Annotated in this window: 19 protein-coding genes; 14 read left to right on the top strand and 5 right to left on the bottom strand. The window is 68.8% G+C overall.

Annotation, left to right across the window (positions count from 1 at the left end; genetic code table 11):
* Positions 1–28 precede the first annotated feature (28 nt).
* From G154_RS03155 to G154_RS03135, 5 genes are all read left to right on the top strand, one after another.
* Positions 29–550: a bifunctional adenosylcobinamide kinase/adenosylcobinamide-phosphate guanylyltransferase gene (locus G154_RS03155; RefSeq protein WP_019512413.1), complete on the top strand. Its 522-nt coding sequence runs from the start codon at positions 29–31 to the stop codon at positions 548–550.
* A complete protein-coding gene (gene cobT, locus G154_RS03150; RefSeq protein ID WP_019512412.1) occupies positions 547–1641 on the top strand; it encodes a nicotinate-nucleotide--dimethylbenzimidazole phosphoribosyltransferase in 1095 nt (364 codons plus the stop codon). The genes G154_RS03155 and cobT overlap by 4 nt, the downstream gene beginning before the upstream one ends.
* A complete protein-coding gene (locus G154_RS03145; protein ID WP_019512411.1) occupies positions 1638–2360 on the top strand; it encodes an adenosylcobinamide-GDP ribazoletransferase in 723 nt (240 codons plus the stop codon). The genes cobT and G154_RS03145 overlap by 4 nt, the downstream gene beginning before the upstream one ends.
* A gap of 10 nt (positions 2361–2370) precedes the next feature.
* Positions 2371–3780, top strand: a complete 1410-nt coding sequence (locus tag G154_RS03140; protein ID WP_019512410.1) for a YdiU family protein — start codon at positions 2371–2373, stop codon at positions 3778–3780.
* A 363-nt stretch (positions 3781–4143) separates the two neighbouring features.
* Positions 4144–5973 (top strand): hypothetical protein, encoded by a 1830-nt coding sequence (locus G154_RS03135; RefSeq protein ID WP_019512409.1) that lies wholly within the window; start codon positions 4144–4146, stop codon positions 5971–5973.
* A gap of 72 nt (positions 5974–6045) precedes the next feature.
* Here G154_RS03135 and G154_RS03130 read toward each other — a convergent pair whose 3' ends face one another.
* Together G154_RS03130 and gcvT are read right to left on the bottom strand one after the other, a co-directional pair.
* On the bottom strand, positions 6046–7152 hold the full coding sequence (locus tag G154_RS03130; RefSeq protein ID WP_019512408.1) for a branched-chain amino acid aminotransferase: 1107 nt from the start codon (positions 7150–7152) through the stop codon (positions 6046–6048).
* Positions 7153–7203: 51 nt separating this feature from the next.
* Positions 7204–8301 carry a glycine cleavage system aminomethyltransferase GcvT gene (gcvT, locus tag G154_RS03125; RefSeq protein ID WP_019512407.1) on the bottom strand — a complete coding sequence of 366 codons (1098 nt, stop codon included), beginning with the start codon at positions 8299–8301 and terminating at the stop codon, positions 7204–7206.
* Positions 8302–8344: 43 nt separating this feature from the next.
* Here gcvT and G154_RS03120 point away from each other — a divergent pair, with 43 nt between their 5' ends.
* Together G154_RS03120 and G154_RS03115 are read left to right on the top strand one after the other, a co-directional pair.
* Entirely contained in the window at positions 8345–9427 is a 1083-nt protein-coding gene (locus G154_RS03120) for an adenylate/guanylate cyclase domain-containing protein (RefSeq protein WP_019512406.1), read from the top strand.
* Between the two features lie 10 nt (positions 9428–9437).
* A complete protein-coding gene (locus G154_RS03115; protein WP_019512405.1) occupies positions 9438–10952 on the top strand; it encodes a leucyl aminopeptidase in 1515 nt (504 codons plus the stop codon).
* 86 nt (positions 10953–11038) lie between these two features.
* Here G154_RS03115 and G154_RS03110 read toward each other — a convergent pair whose 3' ends face one another.
* A complete protein-coding gene (locus G154_RS03110) occupies positions 11039–12814 on the bottom strand; it encodes an SDR family oxidoreductase (RefSeq protein WP_019512404.1) in 1776 nt (591 codons plus the stop codon).
* Positions 12815–12816: 2 nt separating this feature from the next.
* Positions 12817–13173: a hypothetical protein gene (locus G154_RS03105; RefSeq protein ID WP_019512403.1), complete on the bottom strand. Its 357-nt coding sequence runs from the start codon at positions 13171–13173 to the stop codon at positions 12817–12819.
* Between the two features lie 144 nt (positions 13174–13317).
* Between G154_RS03105 and sucB the strand changes: the two genes are divergently transcribed.
* From sucB to G154_RS03075, 6 genes are all read left to right on the top strand, one after another.
* Positions 13318–15102 carry a 2-oxoglutarate dehydrogenase, E2 component, dihydrolipoamide succinyltransferase gene (sucB, locus tag G154_RS03100; protein ID WP_019512402.1) on the top strand — a complete coding sequence of 595 codons (1785 nt, stop codon included), beginning with the start codon at positions 13318–13320 and terminating at the stop codon, positions 15100–15102.
* Positions 15103–15105: 3 nt separating this feature from the next.
* Positions 15106–16017 (top strand): TIGR01777 family oxidoreductase, encoded by a 912-nt coding sequence (locus G154_RS03095; RefSeq protein ID WP_019512401.1) that lies wholly within the window; start codon positions 15106–15108, stop codon positions 16015–16017.
* A 38-nt stretch (positions 16018–16055) separates the two neighbouring features.
* Complete coding sequence (gene lipB, locus G154_RS03090; protein WP_019512400.1) at positions 16056–16727, top strand: lipoyl(octanoyl) transferase LipB; 672 nt, start codon at positions 16056–16058, stop codon at positions 16725–16727.
* Positions 16724–17662, top strand: a complete 939-nt coding sequence (lipA, locus tag G154_RS03085) for a lipoyl synthase (RefSeq protein WP_023985985.1) — start codon at positions 16724–16726, stop codon at positions 17660–17662. Before lipB ends, lipA begins: the two co-directional genes overlap by 4 nt.
* Positions 17663–17671: 9 nt before the next feature.
* A complete protein-coding gene (locus G154_RS03080) occupies positions 17672–18424 on the top strand; it encodes a DUF4191 domain-containing protein (protein WP_019512398.1) in 753 nt (250 codons plus the stop codon).
* Positions 18425–18514: 90 nt separating this feature from the next.
* Complete coding sequence (locus tag G154_RS03075) at positions 18515–20335, top strand: amidohydrolase (RefSeq protein WP_019512397.1); 1821 nt, start codon at positions 18515–18517, stop codon at positions 20333–20335.
* Positions 20336–20410: 75 nt separating this feature from the next.
* Here the strand turns inward: G154_RS03075 and G154_RS03070 are convergent, their stop codons facing one another.
* Positions 20411–20893, bottom strand: a complete 483-nt coding sequence (locus tag G154_RS03070; RefSeq protein ID WP_019512396.1) for an RDD family protein — start codon at positions 20891–20893, stop codon at positions 20411–20413.
* A 126-nt stretch (positions 20894–21019) separates the two neighbouring features.
* Here G154_RS03070 and glnA point away from each other — a divergent pair, with 126 nt between their 5' ends.
* Positions 21020–22456: a type I glutamate--ammonia ligase gene (gene glnA, locus G154_RS03065; RefSeq protein WP_019512395.1), complete on the top strand. Its 1437-nt coding sequence runs from the start codon at positions 21020–21022 to the stop codon at positions 22454–22456.
* Positions 22457–22544 lie beyond the last annotated feature (88 nt).

Below are 22544 nucleotides of genomic sequence, written 5' to 3'. Positions count from 1 at the left end.
CATGCCCACTCGCCCGGCCCGGTCCGGGGTGCGTGCGCTCGTCCTCGGCGGTATCCGGTCGGGTAAATCGGGCCATGCCGAGGGCCTGCTCGCCGCGTCCTCGACCGTGCGTTATCTGGCCACCGGGCCGGTGCCCGCGGGTGCGGACAGTTGGTCGGTGCGGGTGGCCGCCCACCGCGACCGCCGGCCAGCGCATTGGCACACCGTCGAATCCGCCGATGTGGCAACGCATTTGCGCGACGACCCGGTGACGCCGACGCTGGTGGACGATATCGGCGGCTGGCTCACCGCGGTGATGGACCGCCGCGACGCATGGACCGGCGGGTCGGTCCGCGCCGATATCGATGACCTGTGCGCCGCGATCGACACCGTCACCGGGCCGTTGGTGCTGGTCAGTCCGGAGGTCGGGCTGACGGTGGTCTCGGCGACGCCGGCCGGCCGGTTGTTCACCGATGAGCTCGGCACGCTCAACCAGCGGCTTGCCGCGGTGTGCGACCGGGTGGTGCTCGTCGTCGCCGGCCAACCGCTGGCCGTGAAGGAGTTGTCATGACCGCAGAATTCCCCACCGAGGTCCCCGCTGGGTTCCCCAACGTGTTCCCCACTGTGCTCACGCCCGACGTCGACGCCGGGCAGGCCGCATTGCTCCGCCAGCTCACGCTGACCAAACCCCCCGGCTCGCTGGGGCGGCTGGAGGCGCTCTCGGTGTGGGTCTCGGCCTGCCAGGGCCTGTGTCCGCCGCGGCAGTTCGAGCGGGCCCGGGTGGTGGTGTTCGCCGGGGATCACGGGGTGGCCCAGGCCGGTGTGTCCGCGTTTCCCCCGGAGGTGACCGCGCAGATGGTCGCCAACTTCGCCGCGGGCGGTGCCGCCATCAATGTGCTCGCCGAACTCGCCGGGGCCGGGGTCCGGGTCGCCGATATCGCGGTGGACGCCGAGGAGACGACCGACGCCGTCGGCAGCCACCGGATCCGGCGCGCCAGCGGCAATATCGCCGTCGAGGATGCGCTGACCGCCGAGCAGACCGAAGCGGCGATCACCGCCGGGCGCGCGATCGCCGACGAGGAGGTCGACGGCGGTGCGGATCTGCTGATCGCCGGCGATATGGGGATCGGAAACACCACGCCGGCAACCACATTGATCGCCGCCCTGACCCGCTCGGAGCCGGTGGCGGTGATCGGGCGCGGCACCGGGATCGATGATGCGGGCTGGGCGCGCAAGGCCTCGGCCATTCGCGATGCGCTCTATCGGGCCCGCGCCGTGGTGGCCGATCCGATCGGGCTGCTGCGGGTGTGCGGCGGTGCCGACCTGGCGGCCATGGCCGGGTTCCTGGCCCAGGCCGCGATCCGCCGGACGCCGGTGCTGCTGGATGGCGTGGTCGTTACCGCCGCGGCGCTGGTGGCCGAGGAGCTGGCGCCGGGAGCACGCGCCTGGTGGCAGGCCGGACACCGGTCCACCGAACCGGCCCACACCCTGGCGCTGCAGCGCCTGGAGCTCGAACCGATCATCGACCTGGGCATGCGACTGGGTGAGGGCAGCGGCGCCGCGGTGGCGCTTCCGGTGCTGCGCGCCGCGGTCGCCACGTTGGCCTCGATGGCCACCTTCGCCGAGGCCGCGGTCACCGGCGCACCCGATACGACCTCGTGATCGGCCCGCTGGCCTCGGCTTTCGCCTTCGGCACGGTGCTACCGGTCAGGACGGAGCACCCGTTCGGGCGCGGCGCGTTGACTGCGTTGCCGGTGGTCGGCGCGGCGCTGGGGGCGGTGGCAGCGCTGGTCGGCGTCGGCGCCACGGCGCTGTGGGGTCCGGGTCCGCTGGCCGGTGTGCTCGCGGTCGTCACGGTGTTGTTGTGCACCCGCGGACTGCATATCGACGGGCTGTCGGACACGGTGGACGGGCTGGGGTGTTACGGCGCGCCCGAACGGGCGCTGGCGGTGATGCGCGACGGGACCGCAGGCCCGTTCGGGGTGGCCGCCATCGTCGTGGCGATCGTGGTGCAGGGACTTGCGTTCGGCGCGCTGGGACCGGCGGCGATCATCGTCGCCGTCGCCGCGGGCCGGGTCGCGGTGGTGGCGACCTGCCGCCGTGCGGTACCGGCCGCGCCGGGCAGCACGCTGGGCAGTCTGGTCGCGGGCTCCCAGCCGCGGTGGATCGTGGCGGCGTGGGCGGTCGTCCTCGCCGTGGCCGCCGCCTTCGTGACGCCGCGGCCGTGGCAGGGCCCCCTGGTGGTGCTGGTGGCGTTGGTGGTCTGCGCGCTGCTGGTGGGTCATTGCGTGCGCCGCTTCGGCGGTGTCACCGGCGACGTGCTCGGGGCTTCGGTGGAGGTCACGACGACGCTGACGGCACTGGGCCTGGCGGTCGGCTAGCGTCGGAGGGATGACCGCGTCGACCGTCGCGCTGGACAACCGCTTTGCCAGAGAACTTCCCGAGCTGGCCGTCAGCTGGCAGGCCGTTACTCCGCCGCAGCCCACCCTGGCCGTCCTCAACGAGCCACTGGCCAGCGAGCTGGGCCTGGACCCGCAGTGGTTGCGATCCGACGAGGGCATCGGTTTGCTCACCGGTACGCGGTTGCCGTCCACCGCGTCGCCCGTCGCACAGGTCTACGCCGGACACCAATTCGGCGGGTTGCAACCGCGCCTGGGCGACGGCCGCGCATTGCTGCTCGGCGAATTCCCCGACGGTCGCGATCTCCACCTGAAGGGTTCCGGGCCGACGCCGCTGTCCCGCGGCGGGGACGGGCTGGCCGCGCTCGGGCCGATGTTGCGCGAATACATCGTCAGTGAGGGGATGCACGCGCTCGGGGTCCCCACCACGCGGTCGCTGTCGGTGGTGGCCACCGGTGCACCGGTCCACCGGGAGACGGTGCTGCCCGGCGCGGTGTTGGCTCGCGTTGCCGCCAGCCATCTGCGGGTGGGCAGCTTCGTCTACGCCGCGAGCACCGGGGACGCCGGACTGCTGCGCCGATTGGCCGATCACGCCATCGCCAGACACCACCCGGAATGCGCCGATGCGCCCGACCCGTACCTGGCGTTGTTCGATGCCGTCATCACGGTGCAGGCCGAACTGATCGCGCGGTGGATGCTGGTGGGCTTCATCCACGGGGTGATGAACACCGACAACGTGCTGGTCTCCGGCGAGACCATCGATTTCGGGCCGTGCGCCTTCCTCGAGGTGTTCGATCCGGCGACGGTGTACAGCTCGATCGACAGCTGGGGCCGCTATGCCTATGGCAATCAGCCGGCGATCACCGGCTGGAATCTGGCGCGTTTCGCCGAGACGTTGTTGCCCCTGTTGGCGCAGTCCGGTGGTGGCACCGACGCGGCGATCGAGCTCGCCACCGCCACCCTCGGTGAGTTCGCGCCGCGATACCAGGCCGCATGGCGGTCCGGCATGCGCGCCAAACTCGGCCTCGGACAAGAGCATTCGGATGACGCATTGGTCGACGAACTGCCTGGGCTGTTGACCGAGCACGCCGTCGACCACACCTCCTTCTTCCGCGGTCTGGCCCGTGGCGATGTGCCGTTGGGACTCTTGGACTGGGTGACACGCTGGCGCGCGCTCGCTCCGGACACCGCCGCGATGAACCGTGTCAATCCCGTCTACATCCCGCGCAATCACCTGGTCGAGGAGGCGCTGGCGGCGGCCACCGGCGGGGACCTGGCCCCGGCGCACCGACTGTTGGATGCGATCGGCGACCCCTTCACCGAACGACCGGGCCTGGAGCGCTACGCGGCGCCGGCCGATCAGGAATTCACGGCCGGTTACCGCACCTTCTGCGGCACCTGACCGCGGCCGAGTGCATTAGCTGGCCAGTCACCCCAGTCTCGGATACGGCGCCGACCGAATAATTCCGCCGCGACGCGATAGACGCGCGCGGACATTTTCAGCAACGAGTGGTGCTTTTGCCAGGATCACCTTTGAACTGCAATTTTTGCTCACAGCTGGGTGCGCACCGGCCCATCACGGATGCCGCGAAACGCACCGAACTAGTGCAGTACCCGCACAAAAGTCGTTGCAAACGCACATCCAATTAACGCCTCTGATAATTTCTGCGAAGTTGCTGTGCGTCACCGGTGCAGCACCTAACGTGCCGTTTCACCGGGACAGGATCCAGCAGGGATCGCGCCGGTCGGGAAAGGAACAAACCTCGTGGATCCAAGCCGCCGACGGCGCCGCCGCATACCCACCGAACCGCCCACCCGTCGATACGATCCCCCGGCCGCGCCGATCACCCGCCGGTTCACGGCCTGGGTCGCCGCCGGCGCGCTCGCGATGGGACTGGGCGCGGCCATGGTCACCGGCGCCGCGGCCGCTGCGGCCGATACGGATTCCTCCGGTTCGGAGTCCAGTTCCAGCAGCGCGGCGAGCACCGACACACGCTCGGGTTCGGCGACCAGCACGGACACCGCCGACAGCAGCACCAGCCTCAGCGACACCACCTCCACCGGAGCCGGTGGCACCGGAGCCGGGGACAACCGGTCCGATGACGACACCTCGGGCACCGACCGTACCGACACCCGCACCGAGGACACCGGTTCCGATGCCGCGACCGCGGCGTTGCACCGGGCCGAACTTCGCGCCGCGCTGACCGAACAGCGCGACACCGCGTTGACGGCGGCCTTCGCCGATACCACCGCCGATACCTTGGCCGATACCGCCGATGACACGACCACAACGGCCGAATCGTCTGCGCCACCGGTCACCACCGGTGAACCGGCCGCGGGTGAGGTCATCATCGACGAAACCGAGATCACCACCCCCGAGGGCCAGAACGGCGCCCCGGGCGCCGAGGAGTCGGCGGCGACCCCGCGGGCCGGACCGTCCTCGGGCTCGCCGAACACGGCCACCCAGAACGCCCAACCGACACCGGCGGCCGAACCGGCCATCGAGTCGAACTCGCTGTGGGACAACATCGTCCGGCACCTGCGGTTCATCTTCAACAATGCCGCCCCGACCTTGGAGAACGGCAAGGCCGAGCAGGTGCCCGGCACCGGCGTGGTCGGCACCGTGGTCGGGCACAGCAACAACGGGTTCGACCTGACCTACCGCGTCGCCGAGCAGGCCACCTACGGGACCGTCACCGTCGACCCCGTCACCGGCAAGTACACCTACACCGCCAAGCCCATCCTGCAGGCGCCGGGAACCGTCGACTACTTCGTCATCGAAGCCGATAACGGCACCGCGGCCCGTCTGCCCGGCCTCGCGGGCCTGGCCCAGCACGTCCTGCACTCGCTGGCCGTCGCGTTCGGCCTGTCCCGGCCGAGCACCACCCGGCTGGAAATCCTGATCGAGTTCGGCGGCACCGGACAGTACGGCGACCCGCTGGGCGGCCGGGAGTTCTACGTGCACCAGAACGACGACGATTGCGCCGTGATGGCGGTCGCCTCGGTGTGGGGACAGCTCACCGGCACGCGGCCGACGGCCACCACCGAGCAGGAGTTCCTGGACCTGGCGAAGCAAACCCCCAGCGTCTCGCACCCCGGCATGATGTGGATCGACGAGGGCACCAACGGCCTGACCACCGAGGACACCGCCCAGCTGCTGCGGGTCAAGGGTCTGGAGGTCGAGACGTATCGCATGAGCGAGTACACCGAAGGTGACGCCAACTTCCGCGACGGTCAGGATGCGCTCGGCCAGCTCAAGGAGGCGTTGGTGGAGGGCAAGGGCACCATCGCCATGATCAACGCGAACAGCATGTGGAGTGCACTCGGCCTCGGTTTCGACAGCACGATGGTCAACGCCAATCACGCGCTCTCGGTCATCGGCATCAACCTCAAGGTGCCCAACCCGAACAGGCCCGGCGACACCTACGCCGTCGTGTACGTCAACGACAGCGGATTGCCGGAACCCGTGGGACAGGGCATGGCGGTCCCACTGGCCACGTTCATGTGGGCGTGGGCGGCGAGCGGCTATGAGCTGATCACGGCCACCAACCCGAATCCGGTTGCCCAGCAGCTGGTCTGGGAGTTGGCCGCCTAGCGAACGACCGCAGATGTGACAAGGGCGGGTGTGCCGGCCACCGCCGGCGCACCCGCCCTTGTCACAATCAGATCAGTTGAGCCGCGACATCCAGCCGTGCGTATCGGCGAAGGTGCCGCGCTGGATGCCGGTCAGCGTGTCACGCAGCGCCATGGTGATCTCACCGGGCTGGCCGTCGGCGATGGTGAACTCACCGTCGCGATGCTTGACATGCGACACCGGGGTGATGACGGCGGCGGTGCCGCAGGCGAACACCTCGGTGATCTCCCCCGCGGTCGCCTTCTTCTGCCACTCGTCGACATCGATCTTGCGTTCCTCGATGGCGAACCCGGCGTCTGTTGCCAACTGCAACAACGAATCCCGGGTGATCCCCGGCAGCAGAGAACCGGACAGTTCCGGGGTGACCAAGCGTGCCGACCCGCCGCTGCCGAACACGAAGAACAGGTTCATCCCGCCCATCTCTTCGACATAGCGGCGTTCCAGCGCGTCCAGCCAGACCACCTGATCGCAACCGTGCTCGGCGGCCTGGGCCTGGGCCAACAGCGACGCGGCGTAGTTGCCGCCGAACTTGGCCGCACCGGTACCGCCGGGCGAGGCACGCACGTACTCGTTGGACAGCCACACGCTGACCGGCTTGATCCCACCCTTGAAGTAGGCGCCGGCCGGCGACCCGATCACCAGGTAGCGGTACTCGTCGGATGGGCGCACCCCGAGTCCGGGTTCGGTCGCGATGACGAACGGCCGCAGATACAACGAGGCCTCACCACCGGCGGCGGGCACCCATTTCTCATCGACGGCGATCAGCTGTCGCAACGATTCCAGGAACACCTCGGTGGGCAGCTCCGGGATGGCCAGCCGGTTGGCCGAGGCCTGCAGTCGGGCGGCGTTGGCCTCGGGACGGAATGACACGATCGAACCGTCGGCCCAGCGATAGGCCTTGAGCCCCTCGAAGATCTCCTGTGCGTAGTGCAGCACGATGGCCGACGGATCCAGCTCGATCGGCCCGTAGGGCAGCACCTGCGCGTCGTGCCAACCGTCGGCGCGGGTGTAGCTCAGCGAGACCATGTGGTCGGTGTGGAAACGGCCGAAACCGGGGTCGGCCAGGATGGCGTCCCTTACCTCGTCACTTGCCGGTGAGGTGTTGCGGGCAAGCGAGAATTCGAGGGGGCCGTCAGTCATGACCCGATTGTATAACCCGTTGGCTAGCGGTTTTGCGTGTGCCAGCGGCTGCTATCTGGTGCGCGCGGAAACGAACGGCGGCTTGACGACCTCACACTCCAGCGCCCGGCCGCGGACGTCGACGGTGACGGTCTGGCCGTCCTCGATACCGGCCGCGGTGTCGATGAGCGCCAGCGCGATACCGACCTTCAGCGACGGCGAGAACGTCCCCGATGTCGTCGTGCCCACCACCGTCTCACCGTCGAGGACGGTCAGATCCGCGCGCAGCACGCCGCGCCCCAACGCCTTCAGACCGCGCAGGGTGCGGGTGGGCCCGGCCTGCTTCTCGGCCAGCAGCGCATCGCGGCCCCAGAACGATTCCTTCTTCCACCCGACGGCCCAACCGGTGCGGGCCTGCAGCGGCGATATGTCCAGCGACAGTTCGTGGCCGTGCAGCGGGTAGCCCATCTCGGTGCGCAGGGTGTCGCGGGCACCCAGTCCGGCCGGTTGCCCGCCGGCGGCCTGCACGGCCGTGGCGAGTGCGTCGAAGACGATGTGAGCGCGCTCCCATTCGGGCAGCAGCTCGAAACCCTGTTCACCGGTGTAGCCGGTGCGGCACACCCGAACCGGCACACCGTCATAGTCGGCGTCGGCGTAACCCATGTAGTCCATCGAGGTGGGCAGCCCCAACCCGCCGACGATCTCGGCCGATTTCGGCCCCTGCACCGCGAGCACCGCGTATGAACGGTGCTCATCGGTGATGGTCAGTCCGTCGGGTGCGTGACGCTGCAACTCGGCGACCACCGCCGCGGTGTTGGCGGCATTGGGCACCAGGAAGATCTCGTCGTCGGCGACGTAGTAGGCGATCAGATCGTCGATCACTCCCCCGGAGTCGTTGCAGCACAACGTGTACTGGGCCTTGCCGGGGCCGATCCGCTCCAGGTCGTTGGTGAATACGCTGTTGACGTAGGCGGCCGCGCCCGGACCCTTCACCAGGGCCTTGCCGAGGTGGCTGACGTCGAACAGGCCGACGGTCTCCCGGGTGGCGGTGTGTTCGGCGACGGTGCCGGCGTAGGCCACCGGCATCAGCCAGCCGCCGAACTCGGCGAAGCTGGCGCCCAGGGCGCGGTGTTGTTCTTCCAGCGGGCCGTGCAGCAGGTCATCACTCACGAACTCACCCTAGTGCGACACCACCTGCTGGCACACTTGCCCGGTGGTGGATTTCGACGCGCTGGTCGCCGGCGGGATTCCCGATGCGCGTGAGCGGGCGCCGCTCATCGAATACCTCGACGGTCTCGGCTTCACCGCCGAAGAGATGATCGACGCCGAGCGGCGCGGACGGTTGTTCGGCCTGGCCGGGGATGCCGTGCAACTGTCGGGCCCGCCGGTACACAGCGTGCGCACCGCCGCCGCGGCGCTGGGCATGACGGTCGCCGAGGTCGAACACGCCTGGGCCGCGCTCGGGCTCACCGTCGCCGGGCCCGACGAGATCGTGCTGAGCGGGCCCGATGTGGATGGCCTGGCGCTGTGGGCGGAGATGCGGCGGGCGTTGGGTGACGAGCCGGCCACCGGGCTGCTGCGGGTCGTCGGCTCGGTGCTGGCCCGGCTGTCGGAGGCGGTCGCGTCCACGATCCGCCATGCCAGCCCCGACATCCAGATCGAGCAATCCCATGATGAACTCGTCACCGCCCGCGCCTACCGCGAGGCCTCGGCGTTCGTGCCGCGCCTGGGTGCATTGATCGATGCCGTGCACCGGCATCACCTGCAGAACACCCGCCGCTACCTGGAACTGGTGGCACACGAGGACTCTGCGACCGTGGTGTGCGGTGTGGGATTCGCCGACCTTTCCGGGTTCACCGCGTTGACCCAGACCCTGGAAACGCTGGAGCTGGCCGCACTGCTCAATGAATTCAGCGGTGCCGCAGCCGATCTCATCCATGCTGCGGGTGCCCGGTTGGTCAAGTTCATCGGCGACGAGGTCATGTGGGTGGCCCCGAGCCCCACCCAGCTCGTCGCGGTTGCCGTCGGTTTGGTCGGTCACCCCAGGGCCGCCGAGGCCGGACTGCCGATCCGTGCCGGGCTGGATTTCGGCACCGTGCTGGCCATCGGTGGCGATTACTTCGGCAGTCCGGTGAACCGGGCGGCCCGGCTGGTGGCCGCCGCCGAACCCGGGCAGATCCTGGTGTCGGCGACGCTGCACGAGCTGCTGCCCGGTGTCGCGGTGAGCGCGCCGGCCGCGCTGACCCTGAAGGGCTTCGCCGAGCCGGTCACCGCGTACATGCTGATTCCTGATTAGGGTTGTCCGGGTGAGCAGCGCACCCGGATACCAGGCCCCCACCGTCACCGTCAGCTCGTCCCTGCCCGGCAGGGGTGTCTCCGACGCCGTCCTGCTGGTCGCTGTGGTCGCCGGCGAGGACGGTCCCACGGTGGCCGAGGACCAGACCCACCTCGGCGCCGATGCGGTGGCCGCCATCGAGTCGGCGCTGGCGGCGCTCAATGCGACCGGCGCCGAGGGCCAGCTGCACCGGCTCGTCATCGCGGAGCTGCCGGTGGCCAGTGTGCTGACCGTCGGTCTCGGCGATGCGCGCGAGGAATGGGCATCCGACACCATCCGCCGGGCCGCCGGGGCGGCCGCCCGCTCGCTGGACAAGGTCGGCACCGTGGTCGCCGCGCCCGCCGCGCTGGATCTGGGCGCCACCGTCGAGGGGTTGATCCTCGGTTCCTACCGGTTCACCGATTTCCGCAGCCCCAAGACCGCACCCAAGGACGCCGGACTGAAGAAGATCATCGCGCTGACGACCGATACCAAGGCAGCCACCAAGGCGGCGGTGCAGCGCGCGGTCGACATCGCCACCTCGGTGGCCACCGCCCGCGATTTCGTGAACACCCCGCCCAGCCACCTCTACCCCGACGAATTCGCCAAGCAGGCAAAGGCTTTGGGTGAGGCCGTCGGTTTGACGGTGGAGGTGCTCGACGACAAGGCGCTGACCAAGGGCGGCTACGGCGGCATCATCGGTGTCGGCAAGGGATCCTCGCGGCCACCGCGGCTGGTGCGCCTGGCCCACTCCGGTGGCGGTCGGCGCGCCAAGAAGGTCGCGCTGGTCGGCAAGGGCATCACCTTCGACACCGGCGGCATCTCGATCAAGCCGGCGGCCAACATGCACCACATGACCTCCGATATGGGCGGGGCGGCGGCCGTGGTCGCCACCGTCGTGCTGGCAGCCAAGCAGAAGCTGCCCATCGACGTCATCGCCTACGTCCCGATGGCCGAGAACATGCCCTCGGCGACCGCGCAGCGCCCCGGCGATGTGCTGACCCAGTACGGCGGGACCACCGTCGAGGTGCTCAACACCGACGCCGAGGGACGACTGGTGCTCGCCGACGCGATCGTGCGGGCCTGTGAGGACGACCCCGACTACCTGATCGAGACGTCCACCCTGACCGGCGCCCAGACGGTGGCGCTGGGTGCGCGCACCCCGGGGGTGATGGGTAGCGAGGACTTCCGTGACCGGGTCGCCGAGCTGTCGCAGGCCGTCGGCGAGAACGGCTGGGCGATGCCGTTGCCCGAGGAGCTCAAGGACGACCTGAAGTCCCAGGTGGCCGACCTGGCCAATGTCAGCTCGTCCCGGTACGCCGGGATGCTGGTGGCCGGGGTGTACCTGCGGGAGTTCGTCGCCGAGGGTGTCGAGTGGGCGCATATCGATATCGCCGCGCCGGCGTACAACACCGGCGGGCCGTGGGGTTACACCCCCAAGGGCGGCACCGGGGTCCCCACGAGGACCATGTTCGCGGTCCTGGAGGACATTGCGGCCAACGGGTAGTGTCCGCCGCCGAGTGGCCGGTTATCGCACGCTTTTCACGAGAAGCCGTGTCACAAGTGGCCACTCGCGGGCCTGCCGCCGCCGGCTCAGCCGAGCTTGACGCGCGCGGTACTGCGCATCACCTGCGGTAACGCGTGCGCCGCGCCGTAGACCAGATAGGCCTCGGGGGTCACCGGCCGCACCGGGGTGTTGTTCTGCACCGCCGCGACGATGGCCTTGGCGACCTTCTCCGGTCCGTAGCGACGCAGTTTGAATCCCTTGACGATCTGGGCCCGCATCGCCTCCACCGCGGAATCGCCGGCCGAGGGCATATCGAACTGCGTGGTGCTCACGATGTTGGTGTCGATCACGCCGGGGCACACCGTGGTCAGGCCGATGCCCGCCGAATCCAGTTCTGCGCGTAGACAGTCGGAGAACATGAACACCGCGGCCTTGCTGGTGGCGTAGGCGTTCATCGACTGGGTCGGGGCGTAGGCGGCCATCGAGGCGACGTTGACCACGTGACCGCCCAGGCCGCGATCGACCATCCGCGCGGCAAAGGCCCGGCAGCAGTTGACGACGCCGCCGAAGTTGATGTCCATGACGCGGTCGAAGTTCGCGGCCGGGGTGTCCAGGAAGAACCCGGCGTGCCCGACTCCGGCGTTGTTGACCAGGATGTCGGGCACACCGTGGGTGTCACACACCTGCTCGGCGAAGCGTTCCACGGCGTCGGCGTCGGCGACATCCAACCGGTAGGCGTGCGCGGTCCCGCCCGCGGCACTGATCTGCGCGGCGGTCTCGGCGGCCGCGTCCTCGTCGATATCGCTGACGACGATCTCGGCGCCGCGTTCGGCGAAGGCCAGCGCGGTGGCGCGCCCGATACCGCTGCCGGCGCCGGTGATCGACACCAGCTGGTCACCGAACGGCGGCCGGGAGACACCGACCCTCGCCCTGGCCAGCGTGCGCGCCGCCGGGGCGCCCTGCAGATGGTCGACCAACTCACCGACGGCGGCGGCCAGCTGGGCCGGATGCGACATCGGCGCCCAGTGACCGGCGTGCAGATCGCGGCGCCACAGCCGCGGCACCCATTTCGCGATGTCGTCGTAGGCATAGGGCCGCACATAGGGGTCGCGCCGGTTGACGATCACCTGGACCGGCACGGTCACGCCGTGCTCGGCGCGCGGCTGACGCAGCGTGCGGAAGTAGTTGGCCCGGTAGACCTTCATGCTGCGGGCGGCGTCGGCGGCCAGCGCCGGGGAGTGATGGATGTTCTGCGGGTCGACGCCGTCGCGCCGCAGGCGGCGGTCCATGGCACCGCGGGAGAACGCCCACCGCACGGCCGCCGGGGCCAGCACCGGCACGGAGAACGCGCCCATATACGACAACCGGGCCAGCTGGGCGGCCCCGCGGGCGAACCGGCGCGGCAGGTAGGGCCTGCGCAGCCCGTCCTTGATATAGCGGTTCAGATGCCGCGCGCTGGGTCCGGACACCGAGGTGAACGACGCCACCACCGATGGCGCGTCGGGCCTGCCCAGGTACTCCCACACCCCGACCGAGCCCCAATCGTGGGCCAGCACGTGCACCGGGTGTTGCGGGCTGACGGAGGCGGCCACCGCGGCGAAATCGTCGGCGAAGCGGGCCATGGTGTAGGCGGCGGTGTCGCTGGGCACGTCGGAATTACCGACACCGCGGTTGTCGTAGCGCACCACCCGGAATCGTCCGGTCAGCAGCGGCGCCACACCGTCCCACAGCACGTGTGAGTCGGGCCAACCGTGCACCAGCACGATGGTGGGGGCGGCCTGCCCGGCGGTGCCGTTTTCCTCGTAGACGGCGATGCGTGTCCCGTCGGCGCTGGTGACGAACCGTTCGGCGACTGCTGACATGGCTACCCCTCTAGTTCACGGCGGCGTTCCCGGTCGCGTTCGATCCGGCGTCGGGCATCGTAGTCGCGCATCCGCTGCGGATAGCCGACCTTCTGGACGTCGTATACCGGGATGTCGAGTTGCCTGCTGAGCCGTTTGGCGCCGGCCTCCCCACCGGTGCGCCTGCGCGTCCATTCGCCGTCGACGGCCACCAGCACCACGGTGACCTCGGTGACCGTGGTCTGAGGTTCGACGAATGCCTCGACTCCGGTGTGCGTCGCGACCCAGTGACGCAGGTACTCCAGGTCGGCCGATGCCTGTTTACGGGCCAGGCCCCGCGAGCCACCGCGCGGCCGCCGCCACTTGTCCAACAGTCCCAACTGCGGATTCTCCTCTCCGACCCTTGATTCGATGGTGCCAGAGCATCGAGTCGGCGGTCCGCGACGACCGCGAACGGCGGACATGACAGGATGGAAGGGCACCGCATTCGACACGTGACGATGACTTTCGAGGAGTCAAAACCCATGGCAATCTCAGTCCAGATGCCCGCACTCGGTGAGAGCGTCACAGAGGGGACCGTCACACGATGGCTCAAGCAAGAGGGTGACACCGTCGCCGTCGACGAGCCACTGCTCGAGGTATCCACCGACAAGGTCGACACCGAGATCCCGTCACCGGCCGCCGGCGTGCTCACCAAGATCATCGCGGCCGAGGACGATGTCGTCGAGGTCGGTGGCGACCTCGCCCTGATCGGCGAGGAGGGCGAGTCCGCCCCGACCGGTGACTCGACCCCCGCCGAGGAAGCCGAGCCCGAAGCCGAGCCCGAGCCCGCCGCCGCCGCCGCCGCCGAGGAAGCCGAGCCCGAGCCCGAGGCCGAAGAGTCCGCACCGGAACAAGCCAAGCCCGCCAAACCGGCGGCGTCCGGCGGCGGTGACGCGACGTCGGTGAAGATGCCCGAGCTGGGCGAGTCGGTCACCGAGGGCACCGTCACCCGCTGGCTGAAGAAGGTCGGCGACGAGGTCGCCGTCGACGAGGCGCTGGTCGAGGTGTCCACCGACAAGGTCGACACCGAGATCCCGTCACCGGTCGCGGGCACCCTGCTGTCGATCAGTGCCGAAGAGGACGATGTGGTCGCCGTGGGCGGCGAGCTGGCCAAGATCGGTGACGCCGGCGCCGAGGGTGCTGCTGCCGAGCCCGAGCCGAAGGAAGAGCCCAAGCAGGAGGCCACGCCCGAACCCAAGGCTGAGCCCAAGCAAGAGGCCAAGCCCGAACCCAAGGCTGAGCCCAAGCAAGAGGCCAAGCCCGAACCGAAGCCGGAGCCCAAGGCCGAACCCGCCCCGGCGGCGGCGGGCAGCGAGACCGACGCCAATCCGTACGTCACACCGCTGGTGCGCAAGTTGGCCGCCGAGAACAACGTCGACCTGTCCTCGGTGAAGGGCACCGGCGTGGGCGGGCGCATCCGCAAGCAGGATGTGCTCGCGGCCGCGGAGGCGGCAAAGGCACCAGCGGCCGGCCAGGAGAAGGAAGCTGTCGCCCCGGCGGCCGGCCAGAAGAAGGAGGCCGCCCCGGCCCCATCCCTGGCGCATCTGCGGGGAAGCACGCAGAAGGCGAACCGCATCCGGCAGATCACCGCGAAGAAGACCCGCGAGTCCCTGCAGACCACCGCGCAGCTGACCCAGGTGCACGAGGTCGACCTGACCAAGATCGTGGCGCTGCGCGCCAAGGCGAAGAAGAGCTTCTCCGAGCGTGAGGGCGTCAACCTGACGTTCCTGCCGTTCTTCGCGGTCGCCGTCGTCGACGCCCTCAAGGCGCACCCGAACATCAACGCCAGCTACAACGAGGACACCAAGGAGATCACCTACTACGACGCCGAGCACCTCGGCTTCGCGGTGGACACCGAACAGGGTCTGCTCTCCCCCGTCGTCCACAACGCCGGTGATCTCTCCCTCGGTGGCCTGGCCAGGGCCATCGCCGATATCGCCGCGCGCGCCAGGTCGGGCAACCTCAAGCCCGACGAGCTGTCCGGCGGCACCTTCACCATCACCAACATCGGCAGCCAGGGCGCGCTGTTCGACACCCCGATCCTGGTCCCGCCGCAGGCGGCGATGCTGGGCACCGGTGCGATCGTCAAGCGCCCGCGCGTCATCTCCGACGAGTTCGGCAACGAGTCGATCGGGGTGCGGTCGGTGGCCTACCTGCCGCTCACCTACGATCACCGCCTCATCGACGGTGCCGACGCCGGCCGCTTCCTGACCACGGTCAAGCGCCGGCTCGAAGAAGGCGCGTTCGAGGCCGATCTGGGGCTGTAACCGATGGCCGGGCAGGTCATCGCTGTCGCGGGGTCGTCGGGGCTGATCGGTTCAGCCCTGACGACCGCGCTGCGCACCTCCGATCACCGGGTGCTGCGCCTGGTGCGCACCTCGCCGGCGGGTCCCGACGAGGTGTTCTGGAATCCGGCCACCGGCCAGCTCGACATCGACGCCTTGGCCGGCGTCGATGCGGTGGTCAACCTGTGCGGTGTCGGTGTCGGTGACAAACGCTGGTCGGGCTCGTTCAAGCAGAGCCTGCGGGACAGCCGGATCGGCCCGACCGAGGTGCTCGCCGCGGCCGTGGCCGACGCGGGCGTCCCGCTGCTGGTCAACGCCAGCGCGGTCGGCTACTACGGGGACACCCGGGACCGGGTGGTCGACGAGACCGCACCGTGTGGCACGGGGTTCCTGGCCCAGCTCTGCGCGGACTGGGAGGCCTCGACCGCGGTTGCCGAGGACGCCGGTGCCAGGGTGGTGCTGCTGCGCACGGGGCTTGTGCTCTCCCCCGCCGGTGGCATGCTCAACCGGTTGCGCCCCATCTTCGGTCTCGGCCTCGGCGCCCGCCTGGGCAACGGGCGGCAGTACTTCCCGTGGATCAGCCTGGAGGACGAGATCCGTGCGATCCGGTTCGCGCTCACCGATGAGCAGCTGGCGGGTCCGGTCAACCTCACCGGCCCGGCGCCGGTGACCAACGGCGAGTTCACCGCCGCGCTCGGCAGGGCCCTCAACCGCCCCACCCCGATGATCGTCCCCGGGTTCGCGCTGCGCGCGGCCCTCGGCGAGTTCGCCGACGAGGGTCTGCTGGCCGGCCAGCGGGCCATCCCGGCTGCATTGGAGCGGGCCGGTTTCGTCTTTCACCACAACACCGTCGGTGCCGCGCTGAGCTATGTGACCGCCGGTGTCCCACCGGCGTAGGTGTCTGGCCGGTGTCCCACCGGCGTAACGTCTCTCGGGTGACCTCCATCCGTTCCTCCGCCGAACCGCTGCAGGTGCGCGTGCTGGGCAGCGTGGACTACGTGCAGGCCTGGCAGCTGCAGCGGGAGATCGCCGACGCGCGGGTGGCCGGTGGCCCGGACACCATGTTGCTGCTCGAACACCCGCCGGTCTACACCGCGGGCAAGCGCACCGAGGATCACGAGCGGCCGTTGGACGGCACCCCCGTGGTCGACACCGACCGCGGCGGCAAGATCACCTGGCATGGACCCGGCCAGCTCGTCGGATATCCGATCATCGGACTGGCCGAACCACTCGATGTGGTGAATTTCGTTCGGCGCCTTGAGGAGGCGCTCATCACGGTGTGCACCGATCTCGGTCTACACACGACGCGGGTCGACGGGCGGTCGGGGGTCTGGGTGCCCGCCGGGCCTGCGGGTCCCGCGCGCAAGATCGGCGCCATCGGCATCCGGGTGGCCCGCGGGGTCACCCTGCACGGCTTCGCGCTCAACTGCGACTGTGACCTCGGCGCGTTCGGTGGGATCATCCCCTGCGGCATCGCCGATGCCGGGGTCACCTCACTGACCGCCGAACTGGGCAGGCATGTGCGAGTGAAAGATGTCACCGACGCGGTGGCAGAGGCCGTCTCGGGTGCTTTGGACGGACAGATCCGCGTAGCATCGACGTCGTGAGTGTCGTCCCTGAAGGCCGTAAGTTACTGCGCCTTGAGGTGCGCAACGCCGAGACCCCCATCGAACGCAAACCGCCGTGGATCAAGACCACGCTGCGCACCGGCCCGGAGTACACCGAACTCAAGAGCCTGGTGAAGCGCGAGGGTCTGCACACCGTGTGTGAAGAGGCCGGCTGCCCCAACATCTACGAATGCTGGGAGGACCGCGAGGCCACCTTCCTGATCGGTGGCGAACAGTGCACCCGGCGCTGCGATTTCTGCCAGATCGACACCGGCAAGCCCGCCGAGCTCGACCGTGATGAACCGCGCCGCGTCGCCGAGAGCGTGCAAGCCATGGGTCTGCGTTATTCGACGGTTACCGGGGTGGCGCGCGACGATCTGCCCGACGGCGGTGCCTGGCTGTATGCCGAGACCGTCCGCCAGATCCACCAGCTCAACCCGAACACCGGTGTCGAGCTGCTCGCCCCGGATTTCAACGCGATACCCGAACAACTCGCCGAGGTGTTCGAGTCCCGCCCCGAGGTGTTCGCCCACAATGTCGAGACGGTGCCGCGCATCTTCAAGCGCATCCGCCCCGCCTTCCGGTACCAGCGCAGCCTCGACGTCATCACCGCCGCCCGTGATTTCGGGTTGGTGACCAAGAGCAACCTCATCCTCGGCATGGGCGAGACCCCCGAGGAGGTGCGCACCGCGCTGGTCGATCTTCACGAAGCGGGCTGCGATATCGTCACCATCACCCAGTACCTGCGGCCCTCACCGCGCCACCATCCGGTCGAGCGCTGGGTGCGGCCCGAGGAATTCGTCGAGCATTCCGACTACGCCAAGAGCGTCGGTTTCACCGGTGTGCTGGCCGGACCGCTGGTCCGGTCGTCCTACCGGGCGGGCAAGTTGTACGCCGAGGCTGCGCGGGTCAGAGCAGCCTCCGGCGCATCGTAAACTTGTCGAATGGCGAAATCGCGTAATCCCGCCCAGACCAAGGCCGCCAAGGCCGAGGCGAAGGCCGCCCGTAAGGCTGCGTCCAAGCAGCGCCGCAGCCAGCTGTGGCAGGCCTTCCAGATCCAACGCAAAGAGGACACCCGGCTGCTGCCGTACATGATCGGCGCGTTCGTGCTGATCGTGGGTGTCTCGATCGCGCTCGGCGTGCTGGCCGGCGGTTTCACCTTGTACATGATGATCCCGCTGGGCATCATCCTCGGTGCGCTGGTGGCCTTCATCATCTTCGGCCGCCGCGCCCAGAAATCGGTGTACCGCAAGGCCGAGGGACAGACCGGCGCGGCCGCCTGGGCGCTGGACAACCTTCGTGGCCGCTGGCGCGTCACCCCCGGCGTCGCGGCGACCGGGCACTTCGACGCCGTGCACCGGGTGATCGGCCGCCCGGGTGTCATCCTGGTCGGCGAGGGTTCGGCCAGCCGAGTGAAACCGCTTCTGGCGCAAGAGAAGAAGAAGACCGCACGGCTGGTCGGCGACGTTCCGATCTACGACATCGTGGTGGGCAACGGCGAGGGCGAGGTGCCGCTGGCCAAGTTGGAGCGTCACCTCGGCAAACTGCCCGCCAACATCACGACCAAGCAGATGGATTCGCTCGAATCGAAGTTGGTGGCACTGGGCTCCAAGATCGGTCCGGCCGCCATGCCCAAGGGCCCGCTGCCCAACCAGGCCAAGATGCGCGGCGTCGGGCGCACCGTCCGCCGCAAGTAGGGCAATAGGGCGCGGCCGCCATTTTCGGCGAGTTGCCGCCACCGGTACACCCCGGTTGCTTAGATACACCCATGACAGCCGGGCGGGTGCATGTGCACCGCATGTGAATGGGCACCGCACTTCTCCGCACTGACCGACCGGCGCACCGTGTTGCGCGCGGCAACCATCGTCGCAGCGACCGCCGCCGTGGGCACGCTCGCCGCCTGCGCCCCGGATTCCTCGCCGGCGCCCACCCCTGGCGCTGATCCCAGCCCCGGACCGGGTGGCTCGGCGACCACCGTTTTCCGCAACGGACGGGTCTACACCGTGGCAGGCCCGGCGCCGTGGGCCCAGGCGGTCGCGGTCACCGGGAACACCATCAGCTACGTCGGCGACGACGCCGGCGCGATGGCACTCGCCGGCCCGGACACCACGGTGATCGACCTGGGCGGCAAGCTGCTGATGCCCGGTTTCGTCGAGGGGCACACCCATCCGTTCCTCGGCGCATTCCTGACCTCCGGTGTCGACCTGCAGGTGCCCACGCTGGCCGAGGCCCTGGATGCCATCGCCGCCTATGCCAAGGCCAATCCGACCGGCCCGGTGCGTGGATTCGGTTGGCGTGTCGACATGTTCGGCCCGCAGGGACCCACCCGCGCCGATCTGGACCGGGTGCTACCCGACCGGCCCGGCTTCTTCTTCGCCATCGACGGGCACAGCCTGTGGGCCAACAGCAAGGCCCTGGAGCTGGCCGGCGTCAGCCGCGACACCCCGGACCCGATCCCGGGCTTCAGCTACTACGCGCGCGACGAGAACGGTGAGCCGACCGGGTATGTCCTCGAGGTCAACGCGGTGCTCGGCCTCGTCGACGCCGTCGAACCGATCTCCCCGGACACCATGGCCACCCTCGTACAGGGCTGGCTGCCCAAGGCCTCGGCGGCCGGTATCACGTCGGTCTTCGATGCCGGGGTGCCGCCCATCGGTGACGATCAGGCCGCGATCCTGCGGATCTACACCGATATCGAGCAACGCAACGAACTGCCGATCCGGGTGGCGGCCTCGTACTCGGTGCGGGGCGCCCCGATCGAGGGCACCGTCGAGAAGTTCACCGCGGTGCGCGATGCGGTCTCCAGCGAGCTGGTGACCGTCGGTGTGGTCAAGATCGTCGGCGACGGCACCCAGGGCGGGTACACCGCCTGGCTCATCGAGCCCTACGCCGACAAACCCGACTCCACCGGTGCCTCCCCGTTCACCGAGGAGCAGTGGCATCGGCTGGTCAACGATGTCGACGCGGCGGGCTACGACGTACACATCCACGCCTGCGGTGAACGCACGGCGCGGGTGGGTCTGGACGCCGTGGAACGCGCCATCGCGGCCAACCCGCCGCGGGACCGGCGCCACACCATCGCGCACCTGGTCTACGTCGAGGACTCCGACGCGCCGCGTTTCGCCCAGTTGGGCGTCACCGCGCAGTTCTCGGCGAACTGGATGTCGGCCGATCCCGACACCATCGAGAACATGGGTGCCCGCTATGGCGCACCGCGCAAGGATCTGCTCTACCGGCCGCAGGCGGTGCTCGGTTCAGGCGGGCGCATCTCGCTGGGCACCGACTGGCCCGCGGCGGGCTACTTCTCCACCTACAAGCCGTTGGACTCCATCCAGATCGGCGTCACCCGTCAACTCGTGGGCAAGCCGGATGCCGAGGTCCTCGCCCCGGCCGACCAGAAGCTGACCGTCGAGCAGGCCGTACACGCCAACACCCTCGGTGCGGCGTATCAGATCCGGCTGGAGGACAAGGTGGGCTCGGTGGAGGTCGGCAAGCTGGCCGACCTGATCGTGCTGGACCGCAACATCTTCGATATCGACCCGCACGACATCCATGCCGCAGAGGTGACGATGACGATGATGAACGGTCAGGTCCGCCACGAAAGTTAGTCGCTGACTCTGCGGTGAAGGTGCGCGCCACTCGACCTTTCGCGCCCTGTGCGCAGAGTCAACCGAAGTCGGGGCCTACCGCCGGACGACGGCGGTCTTGGTGGCCAGATCGTGCAGGCTGCGCTGGTCGGAGTCGGTGAACAGGGCCGGGATCACCAGTGCGGCCAGCAGGCCGCGCACCGCCGCCCGGCCCAGTCCCACGTGCTGACGGTTGTCCACCGACACCACCATCAGGCCGAGCGCGAGCTGACCAGGGGTGAAACCGAAAAGGCGCACCGACACCGCACCCAGGACGAACCACACCAGCAGGACCACCGTGGACATCATCGTCAGCGAGACCAGCCCGAAGGACATGCCCAGTGCGGTGAGACCGTAGGCGATCAGCCAGTCGATCAGCAGTGCGGCCGCGCGCCTGCCGAAACCGGCTATCGAGCCCGATCCGTGCTGCGGTAATCCCAGCCGGTGCCCGGGATAGTCGCCGCGGTCCTGCCCGGGGGCGCCTGCGGCCGAATCGAAGGGCTCCGGTCCGGACAACCAGGATGAGATCTCACGGGCCATGCCCCAAGCATAGGTTCCGGGCCCCGACGGGCCATTGCGTAACGTCTACGCAACATACGGTTGATGACCGTGCAACATGGTGTCCATAGCGTCAACGCGCGGGTCACCAGAAAAGGAGAATTCGTAGTGGCAGAAAAGACCTCCGATGACATCTTCAAGCTGATCAAGGACGAGAACGTCGAATACGTCGACATTCGGTTCTGCGATCTGCCCGGTGTCGTCCAGCACTTCTCTATCCCGGCCTCGGCGTTCGACGAGAGCGTCTTCGAGGACGGACTGGCCTTCGACGGCTCGTCGGTGCGCGGCTTCCAGTCGATCCACGAGTCGGACATGATGCTGCTGCCCGACCCCAACACCGCGCGCATCGATCCGTTCCGGGCAGCCAAGACGCTGAACCTGAGCTTCTTCGTGCACGATCCCTTCACCCGTGAGGCCTACTCGCGCGACCCACGCAACGTCGCCCGCAAGGCGGAGAACTACCTCGTCAGCACCGGTATCGCCGATACCTGTTACTTCGGTGCCGAGGCCGAGTTCTACATCTTCGACTCGGTGAGCTTCGACTCGAAGATGAACGGCACCTTCTACGAGGTGGACTCCGAGTCCGGCTGGTGGAACAGCGGCGAGCCCTACGAGGCCGACGGCTCCCCCAACCGCGGCTACAAGGTGCGCCCCAAGGGCGGCTACTTCCCCGTCGCGCCGTACGACCACTACGTGGATCTGCGCGATGAGATGGCCACCAACCTGACCAACGCCGGCTTCGTGCTCGAGCGCGGTCACCACGAGGTGGGCACCGCGGGCCAGGCCGAGATCAACTACAAGTTCGACACGCTGCTGGCCGCAGCCGACGATGTGCTGCTGTTCAAGTACATCATCAAGAACACCGCGTGGCAGAACGGCAAGACCGTCACCTTCATGCCCAAGCCTCTCTTCGGTGACAACGGTTCGGGTATGCACGCCCACCAGTCGCTGTGGAAGGACGGCAAGCCGTTGTTCCACGACGAGTCCGGTTATGCCGGCCTGTCGGATATCGCGCGCCACTACATCGGCGGCATCCTGCACCACGCGCCGTCGCTGCTGGCGTTCACCAACCCGACGGTGAACTCCTACAAGCGTCTGGTGCCGGGCTACGAGGCCCCGATCAACCTGGTCTACAGCCAGCGCAACCGCTCGGCCTGTGTCCGTATCCCGATCACCGGCAACAACCCCAAGGCCAAGCGTCTTGAGTTCCGTTGCCCGGACAGCTCGGGTAACCCGTACCTGGCGTTCGCCGCCATGCTGATGGCCGGTATCGACGGCATCAAGAAGAAGATCGAGCCACTGGCACCGGTCGACAAGGATCTCTACGAGCTGCCCCCGGACGAGGCCGCCAACATCCCGCAGGCCCCGACCTCGCTGGCCGCGGTGATCGACCGCCTGGAAGAGGACCACGAGTACCTCACCGAGGGTGGCGTGTTCACCGAGGATCTGATCGAGACCTGGATCTCCTACAAGCGGGAGAACGAGATCATGCCGATCCAGATCCGTCCTCACCCGTACGAGTTCAGCCTGTACTACGACGTCTAATTTCTGCTGCGTCTAAATTCTGCGGCGTCTGACCAGCCGTCTGAAGCAGGGCAGTCGACAGAAGTGCCCCAGGTCCTATGACCTGGGG

The organism is Mycobacterium sp. VKM Ac-1816D (assembly GCF_000416385.1).
Classification (GTDB): Bacteria; Actinomycetota; Actinomycetes; order Mycobacteriales; family Mycobacteriaceae; genus Mycobacterium; species Mycobacterium neoaurum_A.
The sequence above is the reverse complement of the archived record's forward strand: the minus strand, read 5'-3'. Positions and strand labels throughout refer to the sequence as shown.